The sequence below is a fragment of the Psychrobacter pasteurii genome (assembly GCF_900162815.1).
Classification (GTDB): Bacteria; Pseudomonadota; Gammaproteobacteria; order Pseudomonadales; family Moraxellaceae; genus Psychrobacter; species Psychrobacter pasteurii.
Genome location: NZ_FUGD01000066.1, coordinates 1 through 19,790, shown reverse-complemented (window position 1 = coordinate 19,790; position 19,790 = coordinate 1). Strand labels below are relative to the sequence as shown.

At 43.3% G+C, this 19,790-nt stretch carries 22 protein-coding genes; 7 read left to right on the top strand and 15 right to left on the bottom strand.

From position 1 onward, the window contains the following. The 4 genes from A1232T_RS04895 to cmoA form a co-directional block, all read right to left on the bottom strand. Positions 1-220, bottom strand: a 220-nt coding sequence (locus A1232T_RS04895; RefSeq protein WP_143513951.1) for a MerR family DNA-binding transcriptional regulator, incomplete at its 3' end; no start/stop codon positions are given. Between the two features lie 56 nt (positions 221-276). Then, a complete protein-coding gene (locus A1232T_RS04890) occupies positions 277-1,404 on the bottom strand; it encodes a DUF1176 domain-containing protein (protein ID WP_244152381.1) in 1,128 nt (375 codons plus the stop codon). Between the two features lie 143 nt (positions 1,405-1,547). Further along, complete coding sequence (gene cmoB, locus A1232T_RS04885; RefSeq protein ID WP_077448353.1) at positions 1,548-2,609, bottom strand: tRNA 5-methoxyuridine(34)/uridine 5-oxyacetic acid(34) synthase CmoB; 1,062 nt, start codon at positions 2,607-2,609, stop codon at positions 1,548-1,550. Between the two features lie 192 nt (positions 2,610-2,801). Continuing rightward, positions 2,802-3,593, bottom strand: a complete 792-nt coding sequence (gene cmoA / locus A1232T_RS04880) for a carboxy-S-adenosyl-L-methionine synthase CmoA (protein WP_077448352.1) — start codon at positions 3,591-3,593, stop codon at positions 2,802-2,804. Positions 3,594-3,773: 180 nt separating this feature from the next. On the opposite strand from cmoA, the gene msrA reads away from it, so the two are divergent. The 4 genes from msrA (at position 3,774) to A1232T_RS04860 (ending at position 7,740) form a co-directional block, all read left to right on the top strand. Next, positions 3,774-4,295 (top strand): peptide-methionine (S)-S-oxide reductase MsrA, encoded by a 522-nt coding sequence (gene msrA, locus A1232T_RS04875; RefSeq protein WP_077448350.1) that lies wholly within the window; start codon positions 3,774-3,776, stop codon positions 4,293-4,295. 63 nt (positions 4,296-4,358) lie between these two features. Further along, positions 4,359-5,051 (top strand): class I SAM-dependent methyltransferase, encoded by a 693-nt coding sequence (locus tag A1232T_RS04870; RefSeq protein ID WP_077448348.1) that lies wholly within the window; start codon positions 4,359-4,361, stop codon positions 5,049-5,051. Between the two features lie 32 nt (positions 5,052-5,083). Next, positions 5,084-5,992: a D-hexose-6-phosphate mutarotase gene (locus A1232T_RS04865; protein ID WP_077448346.1), complete on the top strand. Its 909-nt coding sequence runs from the start codon at positions 5,084-5,086 to the stop codon at positions 5,990-5,992. Positions 5,993-6,351: 359 nt separating this feature from the next. Beyond that, a complete protein-coding gene (locus tag A1232T_RS04860) occupies positions 6,352-7,740 on the top strand; it encodes a lytic murein transglycosylase (RefSeq protein ID WP_077448344.1) in 1,389 nt (462 codons plus the stop codon). Positions 7,741-7,872: 132 nt separating this feature from the next. Here A1232T_RS04860 and A1232T_RS04855 read toward each other — a convergent pair whose 3' ends face one another. The 3 genes from A1232T_RS04855 to A1232T_RS04845 form a co-directional block, all read right to left on the bottom strand. Beyond that, a complete protein-coding gene (locus A1232T_RS04855; RefSeq protein WP_077448342.1) occupies positions 7,873-8,175 on the bottom strand; it encodes a hypothetical protein in 303 nt (100 codons plus the stop codon). 210 nt (positions 8,176-8,385) lie between these two features. Then, positions 8,386-9,291, bottom strand: coding sequence for a glutamate racemase (gene murI, locus A1232T_RS04850; RefSeq protein ID WP_077448340.1), 906 nt, complete (start codon positions 9,289-9,291; stop codon positions 8,386-8,388). Positions 9,292-9,371: 80 nt separating this feature from the next. Next, entirely contained in the window at positions 9,372-9,989 is a 618-nt protein-coding gene (locus tag A1232T_RS04845) for a DUF1285 domain-containing protein (RefSeq protein ID WP_077448338.1), read from the bottom strand. Between the two features lie 347 nt (positions 9,990-10,336). Here A1232T_RS04845 and A1232T_RS04840 point away from each other — a divergent pair, with 347 nt between their 5' ends. Then, a complete protein-coding gene (locus A1232T_RS04840) occupies positions 10,337-12,004 on the top strand; it encodes an electron transfer flavoprotein-ubiquinone oxidoreductase (protein ID WP_077448337.1) in 1,668 nt (555 codons plus the stop codon). Positions 12,005-12,089: 85 nt separating this feature from the next. Here A1232T_RS04840 and A1232T_RS04835 read toward each other — a convergent pair whose 3' ends face one another. The 3 genes from A1232T_RS04835 to A1232T_RS04825 all read right to left on the bottom strand — a co-directional run bounded on the left by A1232T_RS04835 (position 12,090) and on the right by A1232T_RS04825 (position 16,363). Continuing rightward, positions 12,090-13,505 (bottom strand): alanine/glycine:cation symporter family protein, encoded by a 1,416-nt coding sequence (locus tag A1232T_RS04835; RefSeq protein WP_244152382.1) that lies wholly within the window; start codon positions 13,503-13,505, stop codon positions 12,090-12,092. Between the two features lie 143 nt (positions 13,506-13,648). Beyond that, on the bottom strand, positions 13,649-14,755 hold the full coding sequence (locus tag A1232T_RS04830; protein WP_077448333.1) for an RNA-guided endonuclease InsQ/TnpB family protein: 1,107 nt from the start codon (positions 14,753-14,755) through the stop codon (positions 13,649-13,651). A 132-nt stretch (positions 14,756-14,887) separates the two neighbouring features. Then, positions 14,888-16,363 carry an MFS transporter gene (locus tag A1232T_RS04825; RefSeq protein ID WP_077448331.1) on the bottom strand — a complete coding sequence of 492 codons (1,476 nt, stop codon included), beginning with the start codon at positions 16,361-16,363 and terminating at the stop codon, positions 14,888-14,890. Between the two features lie 588 nt (positions 16,364-16,951). Between A1232T_RS04825 and rpmB the strand changes: the two genes are divergently transcribed. Then, positions 16,952-17,188 (top strand): 50S ribosomal protein L28, encoded by a 237-nt coding sequence (rpmB, locus tag A1232T_RS04820; protein WP_007394060.1) that lies wholly within the window; start codon positions 16,952-16,954, stop codon positions 17,186-17,188. 66 nt (positions 17,189-17,254) lie between these two features. Further along, positions 17,255-17,410 (top strand): 50S ribosomal protein L33, encoded by a 156-nt coding sequence (gene rpmG, locus A1232T_RS04815; protein ID WP_007394061.1) that lies wholly within the window; start codon positions 17,255-17,257, stop codon positions 17,408-17,410. A gap of 124 nt (positions 17,411-17,534) precedes the next feature. On the opposite strand, the gene A1232T_RS04810 is transcribed toward rpmG, so the two are convergent. From A1232T_RS04810 to A1232T_RS04790, 5 genes are all read right to left on the bottom strand, one after another. Continuing rightward, on the bottom strand, positions 17,535-17,867 hold the full coding sequence (locus A1232T_RS04810; protein WP_077448329.1) for a hypothetical protein: 333 nt from the start codon (positions 17,865-17,867) through the stop codon (positions 17,535-17,537). A gap of 176 nt (positions 17,868-18,043) precedes the next feature. Continuing rightward, positions 18,044-18,355, bottom strand: coding sequence for a hypothetical protein (locus A1232T_RS04805; RefSeq protein ID WP_077448327.1), 312 nt, complete (start codon positions 18,353-18,355; stop codon positions 18,044-18,046). 68 nt (positions 18,356-18,423) lie between these two features. Further along, complete coding sequence (locus tag A1232T_RS04800) at positions 18,424-18,798, bottom strand: hypothetical protein (RefSeq protein WP_244152380.1); 375 nt, start codon at positions 18,796-18,798, stop codon at positions 18,424-18,426. 73 nt (positions 18,799-18,871) lie between these two features. Continuing rightward, on the bottom strand, positions 18,872-19,591 hold the full coding sequence (gene rpe, locus A1232T_RS04795) for a ribulose-phosphate 3-epimerase (RefSeq protein ID WP_077448325.1): 720 nt from the start codon (positions 19,589-19,591) through the stop codon (positions 18,872-18,874). 59 nt (positions 19,592-19,650) lie between these two features. Next, on the bottom strand, positions 19,651-19,790 hold a 140-nt coding region (locus A1232T_RS04790; protein ID WP_143513950.1), incomplete at its 5' end, for a zinc ribbon domain-containing protein.

Sequence of the window (19,790 nt, the reverse complement as noted above, 5' to 3'; positions counted from 1 at the left end):
TTTGGTCATGACTCGATACACGAGCGTAAGCTATGGTTTTGCGTTGTTGCTCCACCTTATTACGAGTCAGGTTTGGGTTTATTTTAGATAAGTCGTACCGACGATGACCTTTGGGTGTTCTTTGGGCGACAAGCACACCTGTCTCAACCCATCTTCGTAGAGTTGAGACGGAAACGCCTAACTGATTAGCTGCTTGTTTTATGCTTGATAATTTACTCATAGTGAGTAATTATAGGTAGGCTTAGGTGGGTTTGTAGTTACTGTTTGTAACCCTCATTATTTAGGCTCAACAACCTCACTCACATACGTGGGTAACTCCCACGCGCCACCTGCAAAGCTACGGCACAAGCCTCTTGTTGCCTTATACGATCGAACGAAGTTTTCTCCATTCCACTGCCATCTTTCTATCCCCCAGCAATCCCCCAAGCCGCGACCTTTATGGGCAGCTAAGATTTCACCGTCTGTATAACCGCTACCCTTTGTGGTGATTAATGTTGGCTGGCTTGGTTGCTTGTTGTCTATAACCCAGTATCCAAAACCTGTGTTATAAGCACCACGCCAGCATAGATGCTCTGCAAGCGTGTACCGCTGGTTAATGGGCTGAAATGTCCACTTTCTGCTGTCCGTATCGTCATACCAGGAATTATCACCACTTAACGCATCACACTCTGATACATCATCTCGATTAATACTAGATTTTACCCATTTATCCATATTAGTTTGAAAGTATGCGGATGTTTTTGCATCTAACTTTTTATTAAGCTTATCAGGATAGGCATATCCCCTTTTGATAATTGGTTTAGACTTCAAACTTTTTGGTGTTTGGCGATTGTGATTGTTTATACTTACCTTTTCACTCACTAAGGCTAAAGGAGTGCCGACTCTACCCTGAACCTCGTCGAGTTTAAGTAATACAGACGCCATGCCCTTATCACTGATTTGCCATCGATCACTGCCTATATCTGATACGACAGCAATCTCAATTTTAGTGTTTTGTTGCGCGCGCTTAAATAATGATAGTGCTTGCTTTTCGTTCAGCTCATAAGTACCTTGTGGGCCAGCTGTCAATTGACCAAAAAACTTATCATTCAGCCAAAGCTCAACATCATATTCATCAGCTGATGATACTTCTGGTGGCAGTTGTATCTCTGCCGTCTTCACTTGTTCTTTCGGGTTAGCAGTAATTAGAATCGACGCTGGCATCTCATAAGCGTTTTCATCAGCATAACCCGCAGCACGGCAAGTCAACGTATTATCACAAACCACTTGCCAGTCTTGATTGACAAAGCCACTGTCCTCAAAAGGATTGCCATAAGCATCCGATGCCAAAGCAGGCGCAGCAATCAACATCATTAGACCCATCAAACCTATACTAAATCGTTTTTTACCGTTAATCATCGTCATGATATGGTTAACCTGCCTAGATAGTGTGAGAAAAATGCCGAAAATCTAAAGCGAAAAGCCTACATTGGTTGTGACTATTATCATAACTAATGTAGGCTTTTAAATTAAGAAAAATAGTTGAATTTAAGTAAGCTAACGACTCATTACTTCGTCGCTATCAACGTCGCTCTCATCGGTGCTGGATAACCCTCGATAGTCTTGGTTGGATCATTTGGATCCAAGAAGTCTTTAAGCGATTGATAAGTCATCCAATCTGTAGCACGCTGCTCCTCCGTTGAGGTTATGTCAATATCCACGCATTTCACATCGCTAAAGCCCACCTTCTCTAGCCAGCCCGTTAACGCCGCCACAGAGGGTAAGAAATAAACGTTATTCATTTTGGCGTATCTGTCGTGTGGCACTAGCACCGTATTTTTATCGCCCTCAACCACCAAGGTCTCTAATACCAACTGTCCACCTTTAATCAGTTGGTTTCTAAGCTGGTGCAAATGCTCAAACGGTGACTGCCGGTGATACAACACCCCCATACAGAATACGGTATCAAACAGCTGATTGCCTTGGTCTGAGCTTGATGGCAACTCCTCCAAGCCTACTGGAATATAGTGGGTACGATAGCCAACGCCAGTCTTATCGTCATCGGTATCGGCATCAAAACCCGCCACAAAATGGCGAATCGCCATAAACTGATGATAAAACAGGCAGGACGGATCAATAATAATCACCTGCTTTGCGCCCGCACCCGCCATACGCCAGCCGTGATAGCCTGAGCCGCCGCCCACATCTAAGACATAGCGGCCTTCAAGCGTACCCAAATGTGGCGCGACTCGGTTCCACTTCCAGTCACTGTGCCATTCGGTATCAATAAACACCTTATTATCACCGATGCCAATCTGAAACGGCCCCTTGCGCCATGGCATTAACTGCTTCATCAAGGCAGTAATCTGTTTGTTTTGACCCTCGGTTAACTGAGTATCAATGGTTAAGACATCACTGTTTAAATCCACATTTTTTATATCTAGCTGCGGCAAATTTTCCACTGAAGATAAGTAAGCCGGCGCGTGCGCATATTTACGCTTATCTTTGATGTCACTTAACCACTGCGGCAGGTTAGCCAACCACTGGGTTGCAATGGGGCGATATTGGGCACGCTGAATTAGCGCAAGGTACAGCTCACGTTCTGCGGTTTCGATGGTTTTATTGGTCATAGAAGGTTCGTTATGTGTTTGAATGTGGGGTGAGTGTTGTTAAGGTGATTATTGTTAAAGTGACTGCTATTAAGATGCCTATTATAAAAGGTATGCTGCTGTGCCTGAAATTGAAAGTGGCATTGTGCTAATTGGCAAAAGCAACTAGCACATCAACTTCTTGCTTGGATAACCTGAAATACTAAATCAGCCCTATTTAAAAGCAATCATAGAAGCAAAGTTTAAGAACTGGAACCAAGTCAAACTACGGTTAAAGCCCACTTCAGATAAGCGCTGATGGTGCTGATCTAAAGTATCGGTAATTAGCACGTTTTCTAATGCATTACGTTTCCCACTAATCTCAAGCTCACTGTAGCCATTGGCACGTTTAAAGTCATAATAGCGCTCAACCAACCAGGCATCATCTTGCTCATCACCGGTGTGGGTCTTTTCGGTCAATACTAAAATACCGCCGTCATTTAAAGCGTTATAAATATTTTGTAGTACTTGAGTGCGGTCTTCTGGGGGTAAAAACTGTAAGGTAAGGTTTAAAATCACCATGTCGCACGGCTCAAGCTCAAACCCGCGAATGTCAGCAGTAATCACTTCAATATCATGCTCTGGATAGTTTTCTTGTAGCAGTACTTCAGCCTTTTGAGTCATGGCCGGCGAGATATCCACTGCTTTGATTTGCAGCTCTTCTTTACCAAAGCCGCCTTTTTCATTTAGCAGTGCCATGGTGGCGCCGCCTAGCGAGCAGCCCAAGTCATACACTCGGCTGACACGCTTGCCTTCAGAGTTGACTTGACCTGCCTGACAATGACGCTTAGCAAATATCGGAAGCATCGCTAGCATCTGACCATAGCCTGGCACACTGCGGCGAATCATATCAGGAAAGCAGGCCACCACTTGCTCATCAAATGAAAAGCGCGCCGCTTTATCTAGTGGCGTTGTGAATACGTTATCATAGACAACAGCAGAATCGGTGGTGGCAGGATTTGACATACAAACTCACTTATCGGTAGCGGCGGCTTAGTGGGCCAAAATGAATGGCGTGATGAAGATAGAATATGTTGTATTATATCATTACTGTTTGTTACTTATAGCGCTACACTAGCCTGATAAAATTTAAGACCTAAATTAAATAGTCATAAATACATTTTTATAAATAAAAAGGACAATAAAATGCAAACAATTATTCTTGGTGGCGGCTGCTTTTGGTGTACCGAATCAGTATTCCAGTCGGTAAAAGGCGTTCAAAAGGTCACTTCAGGCTATATGGGTGGCGATGCTGCAACCGCAAACTATGATGCCGTATGTAGTGGCAATACTGGTCATATTGAAGTTATTAAAGTTGAATTTGATGACACAGTTATTCCGTTAGAAGTAATTTTAGACATCTTTTTTACTACCCATGACCCCACTACCAAAGACCGCCAAGGCAACGATGTGGGCAGCCAATATCGCTCTGTGGTTTTCTATACCGATGAAGCCGCCCAAAAGCCAACCGTTGACCGTACTATCAATAAGCTACGTAATATGGGAATCGGTGTGGTCACTGAGGTTCATCCTGCCAGCGAGTTTTTTGTTGCAGAAGAGTACCATCAAAACTTTTATAACAAAAACCCACAACAAGGCTACTGCTCAGCGGTTATTCCCCCAAAGTTATCTAAACTGCGTAAAGAGTTTAAGGAGTATTTGGTCTAACCCCAATCTTTTGGATACCAGTCTTTTGGATATAAGCTTTCGCACTAGCAATAGAGAAAATTCATGGAACCGAACTTTTGGCAAAATAAATGGCAAAGTAATAAGGTAGGCTTTAATCAATCCAAACCCAACACTTTGTTAATGAAGCACTTTTCTGCATTGCAGCTGCCCCCAAACAGCTGCTTCTTTGTGCCGCTATGTGGCAAAAGCATTGACATGGTTTGGCTAGCCGACCAAGGCTGTGATGTGGTCGGAGTGGAGCTGGTCGAGCTTGCGGTTGAGCAGTTCTTTGAAGAGCATCAAATACAGCCCACAGTAGTTGAACACCCAACTACGCCTAATCTTAAATACTATCAAGGCCACCTCAATTCACAGACAATTACCCTATGGGTCGGAGATATCTTTGAATTGACGTCGCAAGATCTAGGCCCAGTTGATGCCATTTATGACCGAGCTGCACTAGTGGCTTTACCCGATGATGGCTCTGAGGATTCGCTACGGGTACGCTACTCGCAGCAGCTTATAAAGCTTGCCCCTAAAGCGCAGCAGCTTTTATTAAGCTTTGGATTAAGTGGCGTCGATGAAGCTGAGTATGCCAAGTATTCAGGTCCTCCGTTTCTTATTCCTAGCCAGCAGATATACGACTACTATCAGCAGGCTTATGATATTAGCCTAGTTGAAGCTTATGAGACGCAGCAAGTAAATAGTGAGGGCAATCCCTTTCTAAATTTAGCCTGGCAGTTAGTGCCTCACTAGTATTTTCCACTTTATTCTACCAAGGATACGACTTGTTACCGACTTTAAAACACAGCAAAATTGATGAGCTGGATGCGCTGACCATTACCTCCCCTGACTATACGGCCACTGTATTATTGCAAGGGGCACAACTGATTCATTTCTCAACCCGTACTGAACCTGATAACTGGCTATGGGTAAGCGACAAAGCAGAATACAAAGTGGGTGATTCCGTACGAGGCGGCGTACCGATATGTTGGCCCGTCTTCGGCCAATTTGAGGCCAACCCACAACAGGTCAAGGACAGCTTTGCGAATTGCCGCTTTGATTTAAAGCAGCATGGTTTTGCTCGTAATCAAATCTTTGATGTCAACCTATTTAACCCGCTGCATGTAAATCGAAGATTAGAACACTTCTCAAGCTTAACTTTAAGCCTGCCTGAGCTAGAGGATTTTCACCCTAAACTTGGCCTACAGGTGAAGTTCTTATTTAGCTCTTACAGCTTTAGTATTGCGTTAACCACGACTAACCACAGCGATGAGACCGTTCACTTCTCGCAGGCACTGCATACCTATTTGCCTACCGGCGATATTGAGCAAACTACAATTAAGGGCCTTGATCAGGTAACCTATTCCGATGCCTTGGACAACTGGATTACCAAAATCCAGCAAGGTGAGGTGACTTTTAGCGAAGGCGTCGATCGCATCTACCATGCTGCCCCTGCATTAATCGTAGTTGAACCACGAGCAAGCCTCCCTCATATCGAAAGCAAAGGCAGTAATAGCACCGTGATTTGGAATCCTTGGCACACTAAGGCCCATGAGATTTCTCAGTTTGGCGCAGAGGATTATAAGAAAATGCTGTGTGTAGAAACTGCCAATGCCCACTTGGATACCGTTAGCTTAACGCCAGGTGAAAGTCATGAGCTTAGTGTAGAGATTATGCACCTTGCTTTCTTCTAGCTGGCTTTTTTAGTGGCTATTTGATCCCCTCACCGTCATAAGCACGCTTTGTCAAAGCAGACCATATTTAATATGGTCTGCTTTAGATTTATGCCCAGATTTACAATTCGTTTTTCTCATTGTTTTTCTAATTATTTACCCCTACCTTACCCCAACCCTTGCTACACGTTTTCTTATGGTAACCAAACTTGCTCACAGCTTTTCTTTAATCTTTATTTTGGTTACTCTAATATGAAGCGCTTTATAGGCTGCTTTTTGGCACCCTTATGAAGCTGACAACTTGCTGAAAATTTTATATTTAATTGGCTTTTACCTTCTGTCTATTCCTCATTTTATAAACAACACTAAGGATTTAATTTATGCTGCATACCCGTCTAGTTGCCGCCTTGTCTACGGCCATTGGCTTGTCTCTGGCTGCGACTAGTGCTCAAGCTGCCCCAGAGGCGCCTTATCTTTCTAATTCTCAATTCCAGCAGTGTTTAAATGGGCTAAAAAACTCAAGCACTTTCCGTGGTGTAAGTAGCTCTACTTTTGAAAACTACCGCCCAAGCGAGCCTGATCCAAGCGTTATTCAATCTTTGAACTATCAGCCAGAGTTCCAAAAAGATGTGTGGGACTATTTATCTTCATTGGTTGATAAAGAGCGTGTGGAAGATGGTATTCGCGCCAAACATGAAATGGCTGATACTCTACGCCGTATCGAAGCCCGTTATGGCGTAAAGGCTGAACATGTCCTTGGGGTGTGGGGTGTAGAATCTAACTTCGGTCAGACTTTGGGTAAAAAAGACTTATTCCAGTCATTAGCGACCTTGTCTTGCTTTGATCGTCGCCAGTCTTATTTCCGTGGTGAATACGCCAATGCGTTAAAAATCGTACAAAATGGCGATATTGCAGCCAGTGATATGAAAGGTTCTTGGGCAGGTGCGTTTGGTCAGACGCAATTCATGCCAGGCACTTTCCTTGACTTAGCTGTTGATTTCGATGGCGATGGCCGTCGTGACCTAGTAAACAGTAAGCCTGACGCTCTAGCTTCTACAGCCAACTTCCTAAAAAAACGTGGTTATCGTAGTGGTGAACCTTGGGGCTACGAAGTAAAAATCCCTTCAGGCTTCTGGGGCAGCAACAGCCGAAAAAACAAGAAGTCTATGAGCTACTGGCGTGATAAAGGCTTTACCCTAGCCGATGGTCGCCCATTACCTTATGACTTAAGCAGTGCTGGTTTATTATTGCCTGCTGGTCTAGATGGCCCTGCCTTCTTAGTGGGTAAAAACTTTGATACCTTCTACTCTTATAACGCATCAGAGAACTATGCGTTAGCCATTGCTCATTTGTCTGATTTGATTACTAAAGAGGACAGCAGCAAGACCGACTTCATTACCGCTTGGCCAACGGACGATCCAGGTATCAGCCGTCAGCAAGCCAAAGACATTCAGCAAGCTTTAATTAATGCTGGTTATGATATTGGCGCAGTTGACGGTATTATTGGTGACAACACACGTAAAGCCATTCAGCAGTACCAGACCAGTAAGGGTGTATTCCCTGCCGACGGTCGTGCGGGTCAGAAGTTCTATCGCTTAATTAGTGGCGATCAAGGTATATCTTCACAGCCAAGCTATCAGCAAAACCAGCGAAATACTCAGCATAACAGCGACAGTATCAGCCGTCTGATTCAGCAACAAGATGGCGCTCGCAAAACAACTTCAAGTGATGGCACCATTCGTATCATCCGTACCGATACCGGTCAGTAATTTTAATGTCAGCTAGTCATAAAAAAGGCCACGCAATTGCGTGGCCTTTTTGCTCTGTATCGACTGTTACTAACTAATCTATACTAATTGAGCGAAATCGAAGCTTTTCAAATTGTTGCTTGAAACCCTACCTTAAACAATTGGTGGTGGATTTGGCTTACCGTTCTCACCGTCCCACTCTTCTTGAGCTTTTTTGTCTAAGTCAGCTGGGGTCTTAGGTTCCCACTTACCGTTTTCTTTCCAAGTCTTATCACCCCAATCATCATCTTCATCTTTGTCATCGTCCCACTTTTTATAAGCACTGCTTGGGTCAATGCCACGACGCTTCATATCCGCTACTTGCTCTTCAAGCGTATGAAACTGATCCGCATCATGCATCGCTTCTTCTAAATGATTGATTTCATCTTTTAATTTATGGTCATTACTGTTTGTCATATTATTTTCCTTAGACCACGAAGGGTCACTACACACTAATCTATCTATTTATATCTTTAAATTCTACTTCAAGCTTGGGTATTGCACAAACTAAACTCGTATGCTTTATATTAACAAGACAAGCTTTGGGTAACTCGCCTGCCTCACTCTTTACTCAATTAATGGCAAATAACTGACCTCTATGACATAACTGACCCTAATAAAAAGCTATTAGCGATGAATCAATCGATTAACGAGTTTTGAAACCTCTGCCAAATCGGCTTTGGGGTCCGAAACAAAAAAGGACAGCGTGGACTGAGCCAAACTAAGGTCATCTCGTTCTTGGTCGCTATGGCCAATATATAAGCTTTCGTTTGAGGCCTCTACTTGCTTTGAAGCTGCCAAAGACTGTGACTGCTGCAGTAAAGTTTTAACCCTAGCTGCAATGGCAGCTCCTGAATCTACTACCTTAATTCCCAAGTTCTCATCGGCAATCTGCGACATAACAAACTCTCGAAAGAAAGGATAGTGCGTACAGCCTAGCACCAAGTGATCCACTTTTTGTTGAGCAAAGTTTTTAAGCTGTGCTTTTAATCGCTCTGGCGTTTCACTTTGAATGGGCATGCCAGCCTCTACCCAAGGTACCAGATTGGGGTCAAACCACTTGACCACATTGACCTGTGCCGGCAGGGCGTAATCACTGATAACCGTGTTTAACAGCTCGCCATCTAAAGTTGCCTTGGTGGCCAAAACCGCCACACTTTTACTGTTACTATTTAGCACCGCAGGCTTTAGTGCAGGCACTAAGCCCACAATGGGAATATGAGGATATTTGTGTCTCGCCAACTGCAAGGCATGCGCCGAAGCACTGTTGCAAGCAATAACAATAAGCTTACACCCTGACTGCACCAACCAGTCCACCGCAATTAATGTCAGCTCTTTAATCTCCGCACTAGACCTTGGCCCATACGGCACATTTAGCGTATCGGCATAATATAGATACTGCTCATCTGGAAGTTGCTGCTTTAAATGAAGATAAACCGATAAGCCGCCTACCCCAGAGTCAAAAATACCAATGGGAGCGCTGTCCATTTTAATGGATGGGGAGGAAGGAATAGGTGTTGCTTGGGTTGCCATGGCTTAGGTACCAATTTACAGCATCAAAGCCAGCGCAGTCGTTATCTACGCTGGCCTGATTTACAATAAGAAACTAGCAATTAATTTTCAACAGTCACTGAGTAGGCTTTGCCGCCACTGCGCAGAGTCAGACTGGTTTGACCCGCCTCTTCAGTCAATTCACCCAGTTTAATCAAATGCATCAGAACATTACGGGAGATAAGACCTTTCATACCAAAGCGTACTTCAATATAAGGTCTTTGTTCGCCTTGATACTCTCTCATTTCAAGAGGATGCTCATCATCTAAAGGCACCACATCGCCTGTACTGGTGATAAACTCAATCACAGGGCTGTCATTTTGCTCTTTTTGCTCAATAAGATTGACCTCAGTGATTAAAAAAGGTACATCTTCTACAGTAATACGGATTTTTTCGACAGGAGTCTTTAAATAGTATTCGGGGTCTTGATCAGTGCCTTCTTTCCACAGCACGGTGGCAAACAAATCAACCAAGGATTGACGGCTAACTCTGCCGCCCTCATGCCACCATTCCCCATTAGCTTTAATTACCATATCCATCTCACCCTGACGCTCAGGATACCATTTATCAAGCGGGGGAATCGAGCGACCACGACGATCACTACTTTCTTGCTTTATAAACTCTGAAAGCGAGTCTAAACTGCTCGATATTGTGACTTGTTGCTGCTCTGAATGCGACATTGTTATTATATCCTTGTATTATTGCCACTGATATCCTCTTGAACCAAGAGTATCACCTTAAAATAGTAGGTATTGTTACTTTACCACGGCTGAGTCACAAATCGTGTCGTCTTTATCTAACTTTTATTTTATAATAGGTAACTAACTGCAACCCTTTTTTTATATTTCAGCCAGCTTAAATCATGAGAACCAGTTTTTAGACCTGACTGTGGTCGCTTATTTTTACACAATTGGGTATATTTGACAGGTATTCAAATTAATGTTTGCTAGCGATTAAATTAATAGTGTCCACACCGACGATTATTGTGTGGTGTTGGTATGATTTAGCCAGCTATAAGGAGTTTAAAATGCAAGATGAACAAATAGAACGTGAGTCGATGGATTTTGATGTCGTGATTGTTGGAGGTGGTCCCTCTGGTCTTTCAGCAGCCATCCGTCTCCGTCAGCTCGCCCTACAAGCTGGCCTAGATGAGTTTATGGTCTGTGTTGTAGAAAAAGGCTCTGAGTTTGGTGCTCACACCTTATCTGGTGCGGTTATCGAACCTCGTGCTTTAGATGAGCTAATTCCGGATTGGAAAGAAAAAGGCGCTCCTTTAAATGTGCCGGTTACTGAAGACCGCGTATTTTATTTAAACTCAGCGACCCGCTCTATCAGAACTCCAGACTCGATCATTCCTGCGCCTATGCACAACCAAGGCAACTACATCGTATCGCTAGGTAACGTAGTTCGCTGGTTGGCTGAGCAAGCTGAAGAGCTTGAAGTTATGATGTTCCCAGGCTTCCCTGCCTCTGAAGTTCTTTATAATGACGACGGCTCAGTACGTGGTGTATTAACGGGCGATATGGGTGTGGCTGCTGATGGTTCACAAAAGCCAAGCTATGAGCCAGGCTATGAGCTAAATGCCAAATACACCATCTTCGCTGAAGGGTGCCGTGGTCACTTAGGTAAGCGTCTAATCAGCCGCTTTGCTTTAGACAAAGACAGCGATCCACAACATTATGGTATCGGTATCAAAGAGCTTTGGGAAATTGACTCAAGCAAACATGAGCCAGGTGTGGTAATGCACGGTCTAGGCTGGCCATTAACGGAAACAGGCTCTTCTGGTGGTTGGTGGTTATACCACGACGAAAACAACCAAGTGAGCTTTGGTCTAGTGGTAGATTTATCTTACCACAACCCATACATGTCTCCATTTGATGAGATGCAGCGCCTAAAAACACACCCAGTTATCAAAGAAGTATTAGAAGGCGGTAAACGTCTGTCTTACGGTGCTCGTGCATTGACCAAAGGTGGTCTAAACTCACTACCTAAGCTAACCTTCCCAGGTGGTGTATTGGTAGGTGATGATGCTGGCTTCCTAAACCCAGCTAAGATTAAAGGTACCCACACTTCAATGAAGTCAGGTATGTTAGCTGCTGAAGCTATCTTTGCGGCGCTACAATCAGGCCGTCAGCATGATGAAGTAGAAACCTATAGCCAGATGTTCAAAGATTCTTGGTTATATGAAGATAACTACTCAGCCCGTAACTTTGCACCAGCTATGCACCGTATGGGTCTGTTCATGGGCGGCGCTTTCACCTTTATCGAGCACAACCTGCTTAAAGGTAAAATGCCACTAACTATCCGTGATACTACCCCTGACTACGATAATCTAGATAAGGCCAGCACATCTTATAAGCCAGATTATCCGAAGCCAGATGGCAAGTTAACCTTTGATAAGCTGTCTTCAGTGTTTATCTCAAACACCAATCATGCTGAAGATCAGCCAAGCCACTTAAAGTTAACGGACCCAACGGTTCCTGTGACTGTGAACTTACCAATTTATGCAGAGCCTGCACAGCGTTATTGCCCAGCTGGCGTGTATGAAATTGTGAAAGATGCAGAAGGTGCTAAGTTCGTTATCAATGCTCAAAACTGTGTGCATTGTAAAACCTGTGATATTAAAGACCCATCACAGAACATCACTTGGGTAACACCAGAAGGTGGCGGCGGTCCTAACTATCCAAACATGTAGTCGCGTATAAGCTATTGATATTAAAAGAAAAACCCAGTCAATTGACTGGGTTTTTTATTATCTAAAGGATTGTTTTCAACATTAACTAGTCTTTCCAAGCATCACGGTTCGCTTCATTTTTTAATTTTACGAATTGATCGGGATCAAACGTAATTTGCTCAGGTGTTTTGCCTTCTTTGATTTGACGCTCATAGTCTCGTAACACACGCAGCGCCACTGGAGACAAAATAACAATGGCCACTAAGTTAGTCAGTGCCATTAAACCCATCGACAAGTCAGCAAAGTTCCAAATGGCAGGTAAGCTTGCAATTGAACCCACAAATACCATGCCCAATACTAAGAGACGGAAAATCATAATCGCTACTTTGGCACTTTTTTCACCTGAGATAAACTCTAAGTTTGACTCTCCATAGCTGTAGTTGGCAATGATTGAAGTGAAAGCGAAGAAGAAGATGGCCACGGCAATAAAGTAAATCCCCATATCACCCACATACTCAGATAAGGCCAACTGGGTCAATTGAATGCCTTCTTGCTCCACATTTGGATCGCTAACCACTCCTGATAAAATGATGATAGAAGCAGTCGCGGTACAAATTACTAGGGTATCAATGAATACACCCAGCATTTGCATAAAGCCTTGCACTGCAGGGTGGTCAGGGTGACTCTTAGCTGTCGCCGCAGCGTTAGGCGCAGAACCCATACCCGCTTCGTTCGAAAATAGACCGCGTTTGATACCATTAATCATCGCTTGAGCGATACCATAGCCCAATACACCACCGGCAGCTTGCTCTAAACCAAAGGCAGATTTCACAATTAATACAATCGCTGCTGGGAACTGAGTGAAGTTGGTGATGATAATAAATAGTGCCAGTAATATGTATAAAATGGCCATGACTGGAACCACTTTACCCGCTACTCGGGCTACAGAGCGCAGACCACCAAAGACCACAGGGGCTACTAAAACTACTAAAACCAAGCCGGTTAACCAAGTAGGCGCACCAAAGGCTTGGTGGGTAGCTTGAGCGATAGTATTAGCTTGTACCCCATTGAACGCAAGACCAAAGGCGACCAATAGACACAACGAGAAAAATATCGCCATCCAGCGCTGACCTAAGCCTTTTTCGATATAATAAGCTGGGCCGCCGCGATAGACGTTATCGTTATGAGGCACTTTATATGCTTGAGCCAAAGTTGACTCAATAAAGCTGGTCGACATCCCTAAAATTGCGGTAATCCACATCCAGAACACCGCGCCAGGACCACCAATATAAACGGCAATGGCGACACCGGCTAAGTTACCAGTACCAACACGGGCGGCAAGCGAGGTCATCAGGGCTTCAAAAGAGCTGATACCCCCATCTTTGCGACCCTGTCCGGAACTACGGAGCAAGTTCCACATATGACCGAATTGACGGAACTGTACAAAACGGGTTGCTATCGTAAAGAAGATACCAACTCCAATCAGCACAAAAATCAATAGACCATACCAGGGATTATCCATGATTAACCAGGAGTCATTCCCCCAGACAATCCCATTTCCCCAGTTTACAAACGTATTAAAACCTTCCACGAAGGCATTCGACGATTCCGCCATAGCAATTCTCCTTGTCTTTTTGTATCTTATCTATTGACCTCCTCCCCTCGCTAAACAGAGGGGATTCCTACAGCTAGACGGTCAAGCCCGACCGCAAGGATGTTCTTAGCAGCATTGATATCTCTATCATGCCATATGCCACACTCAGCACAAGCCCATCCTCTTATTCGCAAGCCTGCTCTACCTTTCGGACTACTGTCACTTATTTCAAGGCAGTACGAGCAGGTCTGGGTAGTGTAACTCTCATTTACGATCTCAAACTGACAACCTGCATGCTTGCATTTGTATTCCAGTTGTCGTTTAAGTTCAAACCAACCTGCATCGTATGTTGATTTAGCGAGGTTGGTTTTTTTAGTTGTAAATGAGCGTGACTTAACATCACCAACCACAATCAAGGCATTGTCTTTAACAAGCTTGGTGGTGAATTTATGGATTAAATCTAATCTTGTGTTTTTGATTTTGGCGTGGATTGCTTTAACACGTTTTTTATTGTTAGCACGCTGGGCTACTGCTAATTTATTAGCCCACTTTTGCGTTTGCTTAATAGTAAGTTTATCACCCACTGAGGTAGTAGCAGACTCTTTTAAGCCCAAATCAATTCCAACGCTGCCCTTACCACTTACTTGCTTAGGATGGTCTTTAACGGTGATACACGCATACCAACGATTACGACTGTCTTGTACTATCTCTAAAGTGTTTATCTGATATAGGCTTAGGTTGTAGCTATCGAATACATCGATGATAAGCTTTTGACCTTTAGATAGCGATAGCTGTATGGTTGATTTAAGTGCCTTCTTACCTGTCTGCCTTGTTTGCAAATACTTGATAGCAGATTTTTTAAATGGTATCCAACCTAGTGATTTACGCTTGGCATCAGGACGATTGGTGCGCCAGTTAAGTTTGGCTTTCTTAAATTGTTTACGTGATTTAGCGTGTGTCTCATTGATAGCCTGTAAGGTCTGACTGTGTAACCCTAAATACTCGCCACTTCCTTTGGTGTACTCACTTAGATCATAAGCACTAAAAAACTTACCAGTACGTTTTAGATGCTCAAAGCAAAGTGCATTAATATAGTTCCACACAAAGTTTACCGAACCGCTTAGTTGATTCAGCTCTTTTATGTGCTTGTCTTTAATGCGTAGCTTGAGGGTTTTCATATACTTAGTATGCCGAGGTTAATTTCAACTTACAACCCTTTAACGACTTCTTACGACAGTGTGTGTCGCCTTATATCCACCCCCTGAAGTGGGTGGTTTTACGGCGACCGGTGATAAAAAGTTCAAAAAGCTTTATAGCTGCTTAATGAACTTATTACGCCAGTAAATTAACGGTAATAAGCATAAGCAGCCTACCCCCACACTAATTAAGAAGTGGGCGCTATAACCTACCTGGGCAGCAATAAAGCCACTGATTAAATGTGCGCCGCCACTAAATACGGTCAATAAACACACCTGGGTAGTGAAGTCACTGCCCGCTTTGTCGTGTCTGGCATAGTGCATAACCATAGTTAGCATAGCAACCAGCGCCATTGCCCCTGCCAAATGTTCAATCGCATTGGCCGCGTAAGCCCACCAAAAAGGTACTGACTGACCTTCAAAAGATAACCCCAACCAGCTCGGATGTTCAAAGCCGACAGCCACTATGACATATAAGGTCGTGGTAGCTACTTGCAAAGCATTAAATACCAGCAACGCATTATGATGCGCCATTCTCTTTAACAGTAATGCCGCCAAGGCCGCCCCTAGCAAAGACGCTGCAGAACCTAGCACACTGGCCCACAGCCCAATGCTAGAAGTCGGTATACCCATATCTACCATCATAGGCTTGACCATACCACTAGAGATACCGTCCACCACTTTAAAGGTCAATAACACTGCAAGCCACGCCCGCATGTGCGTATTTTGCCAAAAATAACCGTACTGACTTTTGATATAAGCGGCCACTGAAGTCAGCGACAACCTCTCTTGAGGTTGATTGACCTCATGGCTGACTAAGTCTTGATCGGTAACAGACTTGAGGGTTGGCTTTGACTGAGTAGCTGCTGCAAGTCTACTTTCTGGATAACGCCAAATCGGTAAGGTGTTTAGCAAAATCAACGCCGCCATAGCAAAAAAACTATAACGCCAAGACCACTGCCCTAATACCAATAGCAATACCCCACCTCCCAAAATAAGCCCCATACGGTAGCCTATAACTTGTGCAGCATTGCCCATGCCTTGATAAGGATTTTTGACCGCAGGCAATGAAGGGTTATTGCGTATCAAGCCAGTTAATGAGCGTGTGGCCAAGCCATCCGCTGCAACGTCGTGAGTTGCTCCTATTAGACTTAATAAAAAAAGTAGCCCATAGATTGCCCACAGAGTGTGCAAGGAGCTTAACTGATGCGGATCAAACAAGCCGACTATGGCTACTATCCCCGCAGATATAAGCTGTAAGGGCAATATCCAACTACGTGAGCGCCCCCACTTAGCAATGAAATACTTATCAACCACAGGTGCCCACAGAAATTTCAGCGCCCAAGGCAGCAATAATAGCCCCGATAGGCCAATCATCTCCAATGACACATCGTACTCACGCAAGATAGCTGGGAGTGCCTGAGTGATAAACCCAGAAGGCAAGCCTTGAGCGAAATACAGCGTCAACAATACTACCATCAGTGCATAAGGCGACTGAGTGGTAGTAAGCGCCTGAGAAGGTTTAGTATTACCGTTGCCAGAAGAGAGTTTATCTTGACCTGAAGGGTGTGAAGAAGAAGGATTTGCCATCGTATAAGATAGTCCTATGAGCCGAAAGTAGGTGCTAAATTGAAGCCTAACAAAGTTAATTACCAAACCAATAAAATTAAAAACATACTTTGCTAACCTACCGCATAATATCTGCTATAATAGCCGGTTTTAACATGGCATTGATACATCTTGCCGTGACATCCGCATATTTTAAATTTATGTTTGCCGATTTGCATTGGTTAATCTTGAATTATTAAGCTAAATTTATCAGCTAATAGCGAAAACTTTATATCACTTCTTGGTTTTAAAGCAGTTAAATGCTTCTTTAATCTTTAGGGACTTAAAGTTTTGGATTATTTATGCGATAATAGACAAACATTTAATTTGAAAAAACTGGGTATATGTGGTATAAATACGCCCTTAAAAATTTATCCTGGTCAACCTTTACTTGTTGTGGCGATTAAAGGGCAAAGACCACTATCTTTCTGTTAACATTTTATTCAAGTTGCAGTCCTATGTGTCCATAGCCGCATTGTGATTCGTTATCTTGAGTAGTTAAGGCAACCAACTATCTCGACATGATTGACATGTCACCCAGTTGCCTTACAACTTTATTAGGAGTCCGTCATGTCTCGAGTATGTCAAGTGACAGGAAAGCGCCCTCAGGTGGGTAACAATGTTTCGCATGCGCTTAACAGAACCCGTCGTCGCTTTTTGCCAAATCTACATAACCATCGTTTTTGGGTAGAATCTGAAAACCGTTTTGTTCGTCTTCGTGTTTCTACTAAAGGTATGCGTATCATCGATAAGCACGGTATTGATAAAGTACTTGCTGATTTACGTGCCAAAGGTGAAAAAGTTTAGTCTTTTAAACGACTAACTAGAAGGCTTTTTAAGCCCTCTTACTTTACAAATTAATAGGAATGCATCATGAGAGACAAGATTAAGTTAGTATCTACCGCTGGTACTGGTTACTTCTACACCACTACCAAAAACAAACGTACTATGCCTGGCAAAATGGAAATCAAAAAGTTTGATCCAAAAGTACGCCAGCACGTTATCTTTAAAGAAGCTAAAATCAAATAATTTGTTTGATTTAATAGCATAAAAAAAGCGGGTTATCTAAGATAACCCGCTTTTTTATGTCTTAAATGATTATATCCAAAATAATTGTATTCAAATTGACTACATTCAAAATGATTATATTCACCTAGCTATAATGCTCAGGCTCTTCGTCATAGACGTTCGCGTGCCACTGGCTGACTTGCTTTTGCATAACTGCCTGCACCGCCGCATGAATCATTTTATGACCAATATACTGGGCCTCACCGTCTAGCATCTCTTTAACTTTCTCTGAGAAAGTAATGGTTACTAAAGGATCTTCAGACTCTGTTGAGTCACGTAGGACGATTTGACCCTTATCGTTTTCGACCAACTCTAGAATCGTCTCTTGAGCGAATCCATGACCTCGGCGAGTCTTGCGCTCTCCAGTCTCTGAGTCAATTTCAACATCAATGTTGTCTTTTTCAAAATCAAATACCATGCCCTATTCACCTCATATAGCATACGTGTATTTATTAACAATGGACGCTAATGACCCAAATTTCAAGGGCTAATTGTAATAGTAGCTATCTAAAGTAAGCATTTAGGGCCGTTTTTAGCTATTTATAATCCTGTTTTAGAAACTTCACACAGTCCCAAATCTGGCTTAGTGCCAATTTAACGCCAGTAACGTAATTTAGCTATGGTAAATAGTAAAGATACAAACATGCCTAAATAATAAGCATTCTTTAGCTCAAAACTGGGGTCACGGTATTTAAAAGGCAGGGCCACAACGGCAGTAGCCGTAGGAAAGATTAACAACATCAGTAGCCAGTTTTCAAACACAGCCAACCAACCTTGCCAGCCTTCTGCTTGGCGTAGTCCTGATAACCCCATCAGTAGGCAAACCACAACCAAGGTCTTAATCAATCCTTTTGGAATATTGTCTGGATAAGGGTAATAGAATGAATTGCGATCAAAAATTGACAAAGGAGTTCCTTTCTATGTATTTGTTATGGGCTGACTTCAAATTCAAACCAAATATAACTAACAAAACTTTAGCTATAAGTGCCCATCAGCCACAGCATGGTCACACAAGATATTAGCCAACCCAAAGTTAATGCATTGCGTCTTTGAATATGCATTCCCTTAATCTTATTCATAATTAGCGCACCCAACCAAAAAAGCACTGGGATACCAATTACGAAGGCCGGAACCAATACCGCAGCATGACGCAAAATATCTGTGAGAGAGTCGCCATAAATATAGCGAAACACATAACCAGCTACACTAAGAATAATTGAAAAAATAGCTAAGCCGATAGTAAACCCTTTAGGCACCAAGCTAGGCTTAGCCTCAAAAGTAGTATTTCCTTCGCTACGGCTAGTCGGATCACCTTCCAGATTAGAATCTATCGGCTTATTATTTGTCATAGTATCTCTATTAAACTGACCACATTAATATTTACTTAATGAGTGAACTTTTAATGAATGAGCTAGATACAGCTTACGCTTGAGTCGTACCCACAAGGCTTAACTCATGACGCATCGCATCAATCGCTTGCTTGTAATCTGGCTGATTAAAAATCGCTGAGCCTGCTACGAACATATCTGCCCCTGCTTCAGCAATGGCCCTAATATTATTTGCTTTCACCCCACCATCTACTTCTAAACGAATATCACGACCGCTGGCCTCAATACGCTCACGCACTTGTTTGATTTTATCTAAAGTACCTTCAATAAAGGACTGACCACCAAAACCTGGGTTAACACTCATTAATAAGATTTGGTCTACTTTGTCCATGACATAGTCAAGATAATGCAGAGGCGTTGCTGGGTTTAATACTAGCCCGCACTCAGCGCCCCCATCTTTAATCATTTGTAGCGAGCGGTCTATGTGATTGGTGGCTTCTGGGTGAAACGTAATGATACTGGCTCCCGCTTCCAAAAACTGCTCAATCATGCTGTCTACTGGAGAAACCATAAGGTGCACATCAATAGGCGCATCCACACCATAATCTCGCAGCGCCTTACAAATCATGCTACCAAAAGTTAAATTGGGCACATAATGATTGTCCATCACATCAAAGTGAATGACATCAGCGCCAGCTTTAAGCACATTCTCCACCTCTTCTCCTAAGCGAGCAAAGTCCGCTGAAAGGATAGATGGGGCGATAAGATAGTCACGCTGACGGACTGAAGTGGCTGCGGGTTGTGTGCTGCTCATAGTGTTTCTCTAAGATGATTACTAATTTAATTAAAGAAGGAGTTGACTTCCTCCCCTCGCTAAACCGAGGGGATTCCTACATCTCGACGGTCAAGCCCGACCGCAAGGATGTTCTTAGCAGCATTGATATCTCTATCATGCCATGTGCCACACTCAGCACAAGCCCATCCTCTTATTCGCAAGCCTGCTCTACCTTTCG